Here is a 12,016-nt window from a genome sequence, read left to right on the forward strand (position 1 = left end):
GGCCCCGTCCGCGCTACGGCTCCACCAGCGTCACCAGGAAGCGGTGTGCCCCGCTCACGTTCCCGGCGGCGTCGACCGTGCGGTACTCGACGGTGTGGGTGCCGTACTCCGGTGTCGCGTCGTCCCACGGCACCGCCCGGCTCCGGCCCAGCTTCCCGTACACGAGACCGTCGATCACGGTCCCGCCCGGAGAGAAGCGGAACGGCGCCCCGGCGTCCGTCGGCCAGCCGTAGTAGGTGTACCAACCGTCACCGTCCACCCGGAACTGGCTGACCACCACGCCCCCTTGGTCGTCCTGCGCGGCCAGCCGCATCGTGAACGCCCCGTCATAGACGTACTCCACCGGCCGCCCTGGGCGCCGCACCGTGCGCAGCGGCTCGGACAACTCGTACTCGACCGTGGCGGGGCGGGCGTCCACGGTCCACGTCAACTCCTCGTCCGAGCCCGCCAGGCGGGCCGTGAGCAGATGCGTCCCCGGTGCGATCCGCAGCGAACGGAGGTCCAGGTCGCGATCGTTGCGGCCGTGCGTCGGCACGGGACGCCCGTCCAGGAGCCACTGCACGGCGGGGGTGGCGTCCACGGTGTGGGTGGTGTCCGCGTGGACGACGCTCCGGGCGCCGACGGGCTGGCCGAGTGGGGTGTGCCCGGTGAACGCGGACCCGGTCGGCCCCGGCGTTCCGGCGCGCTTCCGAGGCGTGGCCAACGAGGGGTCCACCGTCCAGCGGACCGTTCGGGTCAGCGCCTCCGACGCGCGCACCGCCGGGTCGCGGACGAAGGGCGTCGGGTCGACGACCGTCGCCGTCAGGGTGTGCTCGCCGGGAGCGATCCGCAGCCCCCGCAGGTCGACCGTGCGCGCCCCGCGGGTGTCGAGGGCCCGTCCGTCGAGGCGCCAGGTCACGTCCAGCGCGCCACCCACCGGATGCAGGGTGTCCACCCACACCGTGCGGTCCGCACCGATCGGCACCGCGTTCGGGGCGTGGTCCTGCACCAGGTCCACCTTCGCCGCCATCGCCCGGACCATCACCTCGCGCTCCACCTGGTCGAAGGCGTAGCCGAGGGTCTTCATGAGGGAGTGTCGGCTCGGACGCCACACGCCCTCCGTGCTGTACAGACCGCCCTCGTGGCGGCCGATGGTCCCGCCCGATTCGCTCTCCTCGCCGAGCCAGCGCCACCACTTGGCGTGCTGCTCCCGCAACTGCTCCTCGGTCAGCAGCGTGTGGTGCACGGAGGAGGGCTCGGGTCCTTCGTACGCCTCTCCGGGGACACCGCGGGCGTAGTAGTCGTACTCGTCCTGGAGGCCGCCGAGCGAATGCCCTATCTCATGGGGTGTGATGAGCGAGGAAAGCGCGTTGCCGCCGGAGGCCGTGGCGTAGCTCCCGCCCGCGCCGCCGTAGGTGGAGCTGTGCGCGAGGGCCACGATCTGGCGGTTGGCGCGGCTCGTGCCCGGAACGAGATCGGCGAGCGCGGCGGCCTTGCGGCCGTCGACGGTCAGGAGCCGCTGCACGCCGTTGGGGTTGCAACCGCCCCAGAAGGCCATGTCGAGCGCGGTGTCGCGGGCGGGAGAGGTGAGCCCGGGGTCGCAGTCCACGCCCGATTCGGCCGAAGGCACCTCCACCGCCCACACGTTGACGTAGGAGCGGTACGAGGCGAAGGGTTCGACGCTCCACAGGGTGCTCAGGTGCCGTGCGAGGTCGGCCCGGAAGGCGGGCATCTCGGCAGCGGTGTAGCCGTCGCCCATGAAGACCAGGTTGAACCGCCGATCGGCCGGTCCGGTGGTCTGCACGGCCACGACGGCCGGACCGTCGGCGGTCGTGGGCGTCTCGGCGGCTGCCGGCACGGTTCCCACCAGGCCGGCAGCCAGCAGGCAGAGCACGGCGAGGCGGGTCGCCGCACGTCGGACCCGCGTGCGCTGTGAGGTCATGGGGGGCGAGCCTAGGTCGCACTTCCCGCCTCGTAAAGTCGTTCGTCAGCCGTGTGTTCGTCAGTCGGTCATCTCAGCTTCGCAACCAGTCCAGTCCCGGGTGCACGGCCGTGTAGCCCTCGACGAGCCGGCGGGCCACCGCCACCGAGTCCACCAGGGGATGCAGCGCGAAGGCCTTGACGGCCGTTGCCCGGGAACCGCTGTCCACCGCGGCCAGCACCTCCCGCTCGACCGCCTTCACGGCGGTCACCAGACCGACGGCGTGCTGGGGCAGCGGAGCCGTGGACACCGGGTGGGCGCCGTTCGCGTCGACGAGGCACGGCACCTCGATCACGGCGTCCGCGTCGAGCACGGAGAGCGTCGAGCCGTTGCGCACGTTGAGGATCAGCGTGGTCCGCTCGTCCCGGGAGATCGCCCGCATCAGTGCGAGCGCCACCTTCTCGTAGCCGCCCGATTCCAGGTCCTGCTCGTCGCGCTCTCCCGTCCCGGCCGCTTCCCGGTTGGCTGCCATGTAGGTCGCCTCCCGGTCGGCGAGCGTGCGCTGCCAGGCGGGCAGGGCCGGAGCGTCGGGCTTGCCCGCTTCCCGGTAGAAGGACTCCTGCTGGTCGCGCAGATAGGCGCCCCGGGTCCGTTCGGCCGATCGGTAGGCGTGGACGGCCTCCCGGTTGAAGTAGTAGTAGTGCAGGTACTCGTTGGGGACGGCGCCCAGCGAGCGCAGCCACTCCGGGCCGAAGAGCCGGCCCTCCTCGAAGGAGCCCAGGGCCTCCTCGTCGGCGAGCAGCTCCGGCAGCCGGTCCTTGCCGTCGACCCGTAGGCCCCGCAGCCAGCCGAGGTGGTTGAGGCCCACGTAGTCGATCCAGGCCTCGTCCGGGTTCGTGCCCAGGAGGCGGGCGACCCGGCGCCCGAGGCCCACGGGGGAGTCGCAGATGCCGACCACCCGGTTGCCGAGCACCCGGGACATCGCTTCGGTGACCAGGCCGGCCGGGTTGGTGAAGTTGATGACCCAGGATTCCGGCGCGAGTTCGGCGATCCTCCGGGCGATGTGCAGTGCGACGGGTACGGTCCGCAGACCGTACGCGATGCCTCCCGCACCCACCGTCTCCTGTCCGAGCACGCCTTCGGCCAGCGCGATCCGCTCGTCGGCCGCCCTTCCGTCGAGTCCACCGACGCGGATCGCGGAGAACACGAAGTCGGCCCCGCGCAAGGCATCGTCCAGGTCGGTCGTCGCCGTCACCGTCGGTGCGTCCGGCACCCCCTCCGCCTGGTCCGCGAGGACCCGGGCGATGGCCGAGAGTCGCCCCCCGTCGAGGTCGTGCAGGGTGACGTGGGTGACCCGTCCCTCGGCGCGGTCGCCGAGGAGTGCGCCGTACACCAGCGGCACCCGGAATCCGCCGCCTCCGAGAATCGTCAGTCGCATGCCCGTACGTTACTCGGGAGCGGCCCCCGAACAGCGGGATTCCGCGCCGCCGTCCGTCCGGGCGTCCACATTCCGGGCGCGGTTCCCGGTGCGTGGCAGCGTACGGGGAGCCCCGTCGGGGGTCTTCGGTGGGGGACAATGGCGCCATGTCCCGACGCAAGACCCGCCCGCGTACGTCCCCGGTCGCCGTTCCGTCCGCCGTCACCGCCACCTCGCCCTGCCCTTGTGGCCTCGACGCCGCCTACGGTGCGTGCTGCGGCCGGTTCCACACGGGGGCCGGTGGGGCGGCACCCACCGCGGAGCTCCTCATGCGCTCCCGCTACAGCGCCTTCGTCGTTCGTGACGAGGCGTACCTCCTGCGGACCTGGGCGCCCGGGACGCGGCCGGGGGAGGTCGACTTCGACCCGGGGCTGCGCTGGGTCGGACTGGAGATCGAGGAGACCACCGAGGGCACCCCTTTCCACCAGCACGGCACCGTCACCTTCACCGCCCGCTACGCCCACGGCGGCGAACCGGGCTCCCTGCACGAGCGGAGCCGTTTCGCCCGTCACGAGGGCGCTTGGGTGTACGTGGACGGTGACTTCACCGCATAGCGGTACGCCCCGTGGGGCGTCGGCTCAGCGCGCGCCGGCCCCCGCCGTCGCCCGGGTCGCCGGGAGGCCGTTCGCGAGGTCCTCGGCCACGATCTTCTTGGCGATGGCGTCCGTCGCCACCCGCAGCTCGGGTCCGCTGGGACGGCCGCGCTCCTGGGCGATGACGTCGGAGAGCCAGGCCCCCCAGGCGCGGGTGATGACCTCGGCCTCGCGCTTGCCCGCGGCCGTGTGGGAGAGCAGATTGCCGTCGCGGGTGAGGAAGCCCTCGTCGACCATCCGGTCGAAGACCGGCAGGAGCACCTCCGGCGGCACCCGCCGCCCGGCCGAGATCAGGCCGAGACTGGCGTGCCCGACGGTCCGGGTGAAGAGTTCGACCTGCATCACCGCCCAGGCTCCCGCGGTGTCCAGCCGGGTGTCGGACGCGGCGACGATGCGCCGGATCGTGTCCAGGTCGGTGCGGCGCAGGATCCGACCGACGGAGAGTTCGAGGAGTTGCTCCGAGTCACCGGTCGCCGTGGGGGAGCCGAAGCCCTCGCCCATGTCGGGAGCGGCGGCACGTGCCGAGTCGCGGAGCGTCACCTGCTTGAGGAAGAGGGCGACGACGAAACCGACCGCGGCGACCGGCACGGTCCAGAGGAAGACGGTGTGGAGGGTGTCCGCGTAGGCCTGCACGATCGGCTGCGCGACCCCTTCCGGGAGTTGGTGCACTCCCGCCGGGCTCTGCGCGGCCTTCGCGATCCCGCTGGGGTCGATGCCCAGGCCGTCGGCGACGGCGGCGGCCTCGCCGACGCCCCTCGTCAGGTTGGGCCCGAGCGAGTTGGTGTAGATCGTTCCGAAGACCGCCGTGCCGAAGGAACTACCGAGGGTGCGGAAGAAGGTGACGCCCGAGGTGGCCGTGCCGAGGTCGGCGTAGTCGACGGTGTTCTGCACGGCGATGGTCAGGACCTGCATGCACAGGCCGATGCCGACGCCGAGGACGAACATGTACAGCGACTCCAGCCAGGTGCTGGTCTCCGGCCCCATCAGGGAGAGCAGGAACAGTCCGGCGCCCATCACCAGGCAGCCCACGATGGGGAAGACCCGGTACCGTCCGGTCTTGCTGACGACGTTGCCGCTGAAGACGGACGCGATGAGCAGGCCGATGACCATGGGGAGGGTGCGGATGCCGGACACGGTGGCCGAGTCCCCGTCGACGTACTGCAGATAGGTCGGCAGGAAGGTCATCGCGCCGAGCATGGCGAAGCCGACCACGAAGCTCAGCACCGAGCAGACCGTGAAGACGGGATTGCGGAACAGCCGCATGGGCAGCATGGGTTCCGCCGCCCGGGTCTCCACCCAGCAGAACAGGGCCAGGGCGAGGAAACCGCCGAGGAAGAGGCCGATGATGACGCCGGAGCCCCAGGCGTACTCGTTCCCGCCCCAACTGGTCGCCAGGATCAGGGCGCTGGACCCGGCCGCGACGAGCGCGATGCCGGTGTAGTCGATGACCGGGCGGCCGGCGGAGCGCACGGAGGGGATCGTGCGTGCGGCGGCGATGACGACCAGGATCGCGATGGGGACGTTGACGTAGAACGCCCAGCGCCAACTGAGGTGGTCGGTGAACAGGCCTCCGAGGAGCGGTCCGATGACGGTCGAGACGCCGAACACGGCACCGATCGCGCCCTGGTACTTGCCGCGTTCGCGCAGCGGGATCACATCGGCGATGAGCGCCATCGAAGTGACCATCAGGCCACCGGCACCGATGCCCTGGAGGCCGCGCCAGACGATCAGCAGCGTCATGTCGGTGGCCAGTCCGCACAGGAACGAGCCGGTGATGAAGACGACCGCGGAGATCTGGAAGATCAGCTTGCGGCCGAAGAGGTCGCCGAACTTGCCGACGAGGACGGTCGCGACCGTTTCGGCGAGCAGGTAGGCGGTGACCACCCACGACATGTGGGCGGCGCCGCCGAGGTCCGAGACGATCGTGGGCAGGGCGGTGCCGACGATCGTCTGGTCGAGCGCGGCGAGGAGGACGCCCAGCATGATCGTGCCGAAGATGATGTTGCGGCGTCGGCCGTCGAGCACGGGCGGCTCGGGCGCGGCCGAGGGTTTGGGCGCTGCGTCGCTGGTCAGGGTCACTCTCGCAGCGTCACACCGCCCTTGTCCTCATGCATGCGGGGACGGCCGGACAGGTGTACCCGGCGGCCCGGAGGAGGACCCGACCGGTCAGGGGGTGACGGTCAGGCGGGGGTGGTGCTTGGCGAGGATCTTGTTGGCCCGTGCGAGCGCGGCGAGTGCGTGTTCGCGGTCCGCCCGGTCCTCGGCGCACAGCGGCCCCCGGAAGCGGTACACCTCGCGCGCCGCACAGTCCGCGTCGACCTCGGCCTGGAGGACGTGCAGGGGCAGGCAGGCACCGATCATCGCGGCCACGCTGTCGGGGATCGGGACGGGAACGAGGCGCGAGGGCGAGGTGATCACGGGTCAGTCCTAGTCGGTCCGGAGAGGTTACGGAAGGGGCTCGTCTCCATACGTACCGGATGGCGGTGCGGGTTCCGGTACGGCGGTGTCGCGGTCGGGCAACGGCGCGCTGCTCCGCCGGGCGCCCGCGCAGGTCGTGGAGGAGAGCGCCGCATGGTGCCGTCGACCGAGGGCGGGGGCGTTCTCGCAGGTGCGGGGGGTGACCGACAGTGCCCGCGGAGCGCACCGCCATCTGAAATCGCGCAGGGGTTCGACGAACGCCTTGCCGCTTCTGCGCTTCGCGGCCAGGGGCGGGCGTCGTGGAATGTGCGGCATCTCACGTTGCGGCGCCAAGGCTCCGGGGTGAGCGGAAACCGGCGCCCGACCTACCGGAAGACCTCCGTCGGGTCGCACGAGACGGGCTCGTCCCACTGCCCGCAACCGCAGGACTCCGGAGTCCGGTCCGGCCGCCACCGCTCGAAGCGTGCGGCATGGCGGAAACGGCCCCCTCCGTGTGGTCGTGCCCGACCTCGCAGACCCGCTCCGGGCGGAGGGTGGCCCAGGAGGGGCCTTCCTGCCCGACCAGCGGCTCGGGGCGCCCGGCAGCCGTCCCACTTGGCCTCGTACGGCATGCCCGGCGGGATCCGCTCGACGGCCTTCGCCGGCATCGGCCTCACGGTCGGCATCACCGGAAGGCCCATGCGTCGATCGCCCGTTGTGCGGGGCATGGCGGCGCGGCCTAGGCTGGCCGCCATGGCGGGCGAGGCGGCGGAGCTGCGGGTCGGTGGTCGGACCGTACGGGTTTCCCACCCGGACAAGCTGTACTTCCCCGGGCCCGGCTACACCAAGCTGGACCTGGTCCGGTACTACCTGGCCGTGGGGGAGGGGATCACCCGGGCCCTCGGGAACCGCCCCACCACCCTGGAGCGCCATCCCGACGGGGTCGACGGCGAGTCCTTCTTCCAGAAGCACGCTCCGAAGCACCTGCCGGACTGGATCCCCACGGCCCGCGTCACCTTCCCCAGCGGCAGGTCGGCCGACGAGTTCTGCCCCACCGAAACCGCCGCGGTGCTGTGGGCGGCGAACCTCGGAGTCGTCACCTTCCACCCCTGGCCGGTGCGCCGCGGCGACACCGACCACCCCGATGAACTCCGCATCGACCTCGACCCGCAGCCCGGCACGGACTACGCCGATGCCGTCCGTGCCGCCCATGAGCTCCGCGCGGTCCTCGACGAGCACGGATTGCGCGGTTGGCCGAAGACCTCGGGCGGCAGGGGGCTCCACGTCTTCGTTCCGATCGTCCCCGACTGGACGTTCACCGAGGTGAGGCGAGCCGTGATCGCCTGTGGTCGGGAGCTGGAGCGGCGGATGCCGGAGCGGGTCACCGTCGCGTGGTGGAAGGAGGAGCGCGGGAAGCGGATCTTCGTCGACTACAACCAGGCCGCCAGGGACCGCACGATCGCATCCGCCTACTCGGTGCGTTCCCGTCCCCATGCGCCCGTGTCGGCGCCGCTGCGGTGGGAAGAGCTCGACGACGCGGTGCCGCGCGACTTCGACATCGAGACGATGCCGGTCCGGTACGCGGAGGTCGGGGACGTCCACGCGGACATGGAGGACGAGCGGTTCGGTCTGGAGTCGCTGCTCGACCTGGCCCGACGGGACGAGAGGGACCGAGGCCTGGGGGACCTGCCGTATCCGCCGGAGTATCCGAAGATGCCGGGCGAGCCGAAGCGGGTGCGGCCGAGTCGGGCGAAGGGGACGCCCTCGCAGGGGTGAGGGTTCCGGGAGGGGGTGTCTCCGGTCGGGCGCTTCCGACCTTCTCCCGGTGAACTGAAACAACACGAACGATCGTGCTAGCATTTTTCCAAGCCCAGGACGACCGAGGAGATCCGGCATGTATCCCATGGCATCGTTCATTCGCCCCGCCCTGAACGTCGCCGCCCGCGTCGCCCCCGGCCCGGCCGGCCGCTGGGCCTTCCGGCTCTTCGTCCGTCCCTTGGGTCGAGCCCGGCTGAAGCCGGGGGAGCGGGCGTTCCACGATGCGGCCCGCACCGACGTCCTCCGGGTCGGCGAGAAGGAAGTGGTCACCTATGCCTGGGGCGACGGCCGGCGGCCCGTCCTCCTCGTCCACGGCTGGTCCTCGCGGGCCTCGCGACTCGGGGCCTTCGCGGAGGAGCTCCTCGGGCGCGGCTACAGCCCGATCGCCTTCGACGCCCCCGGGCACGGTGACTCCGCCGGCCGGGCCAGCAACATCCTCGAGTACCGTCGGATCATCCGGGAGCTGCACGCCCGGCACGGCGACTTCGAGGCGGTCGTCGCCCATTCCTTCGGAGTCCTCGCCTCCCTCTTCGCCCTCCGCGAGGGCGTCCGGGCGAACCGCTTCGTCGGGCTCGGTGGCGTCGGCTCCTTCGAGATGCTCCTCGCGGGCTTCCAGGCCGGCCTCGGCGTGGACGATCGGGTCCTCGGGCGGATGCGTGCCCATGTGGAGGAGGTGCTCGCCCCCGACGAGCCGGGGGTCTGGGACCGCTTCGGTGCGGACCATGCACCGGAGGAACTGGGCGCGCCCGTCCTGTTGTTCCACGACGAGGGCGACGACATGGTTCCCCTGGCCCAGGCGCGGTTCCTCGCGCGGGCCCACGGTGACCGGGCCCGGCTCGTCGTCACCCGGGGCCTCGGTCACCGCCGCATCCTCGCGGACCCCGAAGTCATCGCCGAGGCGGTGGAGTTCGTGACGTCCGCTTCCGGTTCCGTGACGGAGTCGGGGGGCAAGGCCGTCGGGGGAGTGCTCGGTCCGGCAGGACGGTGAACGGAGCGCGTCCCGTGCGGGCCGAGGGATCGATGCCCGCCGGCCGGAGGGGCTGGACCGGGGCCCGGCCCCGAAGTGTGCGGACCCGACCCCGGATCCCGCCGTGGAAAGGGGGAGGCCGGAACCGGTACCGCTCAGGCCGGCTCGTCCAGTGCTCCTCGACCCCGTTCCGTTGCCGAGGAGGACAGTCGGGCCGCAATGCCCCGCTCGGCCCGGTCGTAAGCGCTGGGGTCGCCGAACAGTACGGACCGTGCGTTGGCCGCTTCCATGAGGGCGATCACCTCGAACGCGAACTGTTCCACGTCGAGGTCCTCGTCCAGTTCGCCGACGGAGCGCGCCTCCGTCAAGGCGTCCTCCACATAGGTGATCCAATCGCGGCGGGCCCGTGCCACGGCGTCGTGGACCGGCCCCGTGCGTGCGTCGAACTCGGCCGACACCGCGTAGAAGAAGCAGCCTCCCGAGAAGACCCGCTCCGAGGAGTACGCCAGCCAGTTCCGGCACAGTGCGCGCACTCGCCGTGCGCCTGGCGGAAGTTCCTTCAGGGGGGCGACGACGCGCTTGGCGAAAACGGCGACGGCGGCCCGGACGGTGGCGAGTTGGAGTTCCTCCTTGGAGCCGAACAGCGCGAAGACGCCGCTCTTGCTCAGCTCCAACTCGGTTGAGATCCGCCCCAGGGACAGCCCTTCGAGCCCTTCCGCCGAGGCGATGTCCATCGTCCGGCCCAGGACGAGGCGCCGCGTCTGGTTGCCCCGCTCCACCCGTCCGTCGGTCTTGGTCCCGGCGTCGCTTCCGCTCATGGCCCCATCGTACTGAACGAACGACCGTGCGGACATCTTTGCGAGGAGCGGGCACTCCCGCCCGGGGCGCGGCCCCCGGCGGTGTCCGTCATTGATCGAACGTTGATGGCGCGTTTACGACGCTTCGGCAGGCTGTCGGTCATGCAGACGGACATCGACGTGCTGACCGCCCCCGACCTCTCCTGGCGCGAGAACGCCCTGTGCGCCCAGGCCGGTCCGGAGTTCTTCTTCCCGGCCCCCGGCTCGTCGACGCGGGAGGCGAAGCAATTGTGCGGGGCGTGCGAGGGGCGCGTGGCGTGCCTGGAGTACGCGCTGGCCCACGACGAGAGGTTCGGGGTGTGGGGCGGTCTTTCCGAGAAGGAGCGGGGCCGGCTCAAGCGGCGGAGCCGTTGAGCCGTACCGCCCTCCGCCCGCGGACCCGTCGGGGGCGGAGGGCGGAGGGCGGTGAGGGTGTCGTCCCGAAGCGGCTCAGCCGGCCGCGCGGGCGGCCATGCGGGCCTTGCGGGCGGCGAGCTTCTCGTCGAACTTGCTCGCCTCGCTGTCCAGTCCGTTCATGTACAGCCCCAACTCCTCCTGTGCGCGCAGGCCGTCCGGGCCGAGGCCCTCGATCTGGAGCACCTTGAGGAAGCGCAGCACGGGCTGGAGGACGTCGTCGTGGTGGATGCGCAGGTTGTAGATCTCGCCGATCGCCATCTGGGCGGCGGCCCGCTCGAAGCCCGGCATGCCGTGCCCGGGCATCCGGAAGTTGACCACGACGTCCCGCACGGCCTGCATGGTCAGGTCGGGGGCGATCTCGAAGGCCGCGCCCAGGAGGTTGCGGTAGAAGATCATGTGCAGGTTCTCGTCGAGCGCGATGCGGCCGAGCATCCGGTCACAGACCGGGTCCCCGGACTGGTGGCCGGTGTTGCGGTGCGAGATGCGGGTGGCGAGCTCCTGGAACGAGACGTAGGCCACGGAGTGCAGCATCGAGTGCCGGTTGTCCGACTCGAAGCCCTCGCTCATGTGTGCCATGCGGAACTGTTCCAGCTTGTCCGGGTCGACGGCGCGCGAGGCGAGCAGGTAGTCGCGCATCACGATGCCGTGCCGGCCCTCCTCTGCGGTCCACCGGTGCACCCAGGTCCCCCAGGCACCGTCGCGGCCGAAGAGGCTGGCGATCTCGTGGTGGTAGCTCGGGAGGTTGTCCTCGGTGAGCAGGTTGACCACGAGGGCGATCTTGCCGATGTCGGTGACCTTGGACTGCGACGGCTCCCAGGCCTCGCCGTCCTCGAAGAGGCCGGGGAAGTTCCGGGCGTCGGACCAGGGCACGTACTCGTGCGGCATCCAGTCCTTGGTGACCTTCAGGTGTCGGTTGAGCTCCTTCTCCACGACCTCTTCGAGTGCATAGAGCAGCCGTGCGTCGGTCCACCCTGTCGAGCTGCCGAGGGAGGGAGAGGTGAGCGTCACGGGAACTCCTGGGGACGGAGAGGGGCATACGGGCGTACCTACGGATTCGTAGGTTACGAGACCGTAGGTTAAGGCTCCATAAGGCGTCGACCAAGCCCGCTTTGGTGATGTCCGGTTACGTTCCGTTATGTTCGCTGTTCCTGGATGTGTCAGGAGGCCCAGGTCACGTCCGGGGCGGCTGTCGACGGGGCCGCGGTCGACTACGCAGCGCAGACGTCCGGCCGCTCGGAGCAGGTGATCGGCGGTGCCGGACTCCACTGCCGTGAGCGGGGCTCGTGGCACCTCCGTCGAGCGGTGGCGCGCTCGCCGGGAGCCGGCTCTGTGCCGGCCGTGCCCCGATCGTGTTCCCCGTCCCCGTCCCCCTCCCCGTACCCGTTGCCGTGGGCGCGAAGCACGCCGCTCGTCCCCGCTCCCGACCGGTGCGGCACCTCCCTCTCCGTGCCGCACCGTTGGGGTGCACCGGGTGTTTCCGGTGGGGCTGCCGGCGTCAGGCCGCCGGCAGCCCCGAGGCCTCCCCCCCGCGGCGGACCCCGGTGGGGTGCCCCCACACGTAGCGGGTGGTGTGGGGCGATTGGCAGTGGAGGCGCACCGCGCCGGTGATAA

General features: G+C 71.4%; 10 protein-coding genes and 1 pseudogene. 4 read left to right on the top strand and 7 right to left on the bottom strand.

The genetic code is table 11. The annotated features are described in order from the left end of the window. Positions 1 to 13: 13 nt before the first annotated feature. Complete coding sequence (locus tag ACFW2Y_RS30305) at positions 14 to 1,921, bottom strand: M64 family metallopeptidase (RefSeq protein ID WP_384885508.1); 1,908 nt, start codon at positions 1,919 to 1,921, stop codon at positions 14 to 16. A 73-nt stretch (positions 1,922 to 1,994) separates the two neighbouring features. After that, positions 1,995 to 3,338, bottom strand: coding sequence for a 6-phospho-beta-glucosidase (locus tag ACFW2Y_RS30310; protein ID WP_384885510.1), 1,344 nt, complete (start codon positions 3,336 to 3,338; stop codon positions 1,995 to 1,997). Positions 3,339 to 3,484: 146 nt separating this feature from the next. Here ACFW2Y_RS30310 and ACFW2Y_RS30315 point away from each other — a divergent pair, with 146 nt between their 5' ends. Further along, complete coding sequence (locus tag ACFW2Y_RS30315) at positions 3,485 to 3,931, top strand: YchJ family protein (RefSeq protein ID WP_384885511.1); 447 nt, start codon at positions 3,485 to 3,487, stop codon at positions 3,929 to 3,931. A gap of 24 nt (positions 3,932 to 3,955) precedes the next feature. Here ACFW2Y_RS30315 and ACFW2Y_RS30320 read toward each other — a convergent pair whose 3' ends face one another. The 3 genes and pseudogenes from ACFW2Y_RS30320 to ACFW2Y_RS30330 all read right to left on the bottom strand — a co-directional run. Then, complete coding sequence (locus tag ACFW2Y_RS30320) at positions 3,956 to 5,953, bottom strand: MDR family MFS transporter (protein WP_384885523.1); 1,998 nt, start codon at positions 5,951 to 5,953, stop codon at positions 3,956 to 3,958. Between the two features lie 183 nt (positions 5,954 to 6,136). After that, positions 6,137 to 6,388 (bottom strand): hypothetical protein, encoded by a 252-nt coding sequence (locus ACFW2Y_RS30325; protein ID WP_384885513.1) that lies wholly within the window; start codon positions 6,386 to 6,388, stop codon positions 6,137 to 6,139. Positions 6,389 to 6,753: 365 nt separating this feature from the next. Further along, positions 6,754 to 6,979: pseudogene (locus tag ACFW2Y_RS30330) on the bottom strand (ATP-dependent DNA ligase); the annotation flags it as partial. Positions 6,980 to 7,120: 141 nt separating this feature from the next. Here ACFW2Y_RS30330 and ligD point away from each other — a divergent pair. After that, positions 7,121 to 8,143, top strand: a complete 1,023-nt coding sequence (gene ligD / locus ACFW2Y_RS30335; RefSeq protein ID WP_384885514.1) for a non-homologous end-joining DNA ligase — start codon at positions 7,121 to 7,123, stop codon at positions 8,141 to 8,143. 118 nt (positions 8,144 to 8,261) lie between these two features. Then, on the top strand, positions 8,262 to 9,173 hold the full coding sequence (locus ACFW2Y_RS30340) for an alpha/beta hydrolase (protein WP_384885516.1): 912 nt from the start codon (positions 8,262 to 8,264) through the stop codon (positions 9,171 to 9,173). Positions 9,174 to 9,307: 134 nt separating this feature from the next. On the opposite strand, the gene ACFW2Y_RS30345 is transcribed toward ACFW2Y_RS30340, so the two are convergent. Further along, on the bottom strand, positions 9,308 to 9,970 hold the full coding sequence (locus ACFW2Y_RS30345) for a TetR/AcrR family transcriptional regulator (RefSeq protein ID WP_384885518.1): 663 nt from the start codon (positions 9,968 to 9,970) through the stop codon (positions 9,308 to 9,310). A gap of 141 nt (positions 9,971 to 10,111) precedes the next feature. Between ACFW2Y_RS30345 and ACFW2Y_RS30350 the strand changes: the two genes are divergently transcribed. Further along, a complete protein-coding gene (locus ACFW2Y_RS30350) occupies positions 10,112 to 10,363 on the top strand; it encodes a WhiB family transcriptional regulator (protein ID WP_384885520.1) in 252 nt (83 codons plus the stop codon). Between the two features lie 75 nt (positions 10,364 to 10,438). Here ACFW2Y_RS30350 and ACFW2Y_RS30355 read toward each other — a convergent pair whose 3' ends face one another. Then, positions 10,439 to 11,413, bottom strand: a complete 975-nt coding sequence (locus ACFW2Y_RS30355) for an acyl-ACP desaturase (RefSeq protein WP_384885521.1) — start codon at positions 11,411 to 11,413, stop codon at positions 10,439 to 10,441. Between the last annotated feature and the right edge of the window lie 603 nt (positions 11,414 to 12,016).

The sequence above is a fragment of the Streptomyces sp. NPDC058877 genome (assembly GCF_042742855.1).
Taxonomy (GTDB): domain Bacteria; phylum Actinomycetota; class Actinomycetes; order Streptomycetales; family Streptomycetaceae; genus Streptomyces.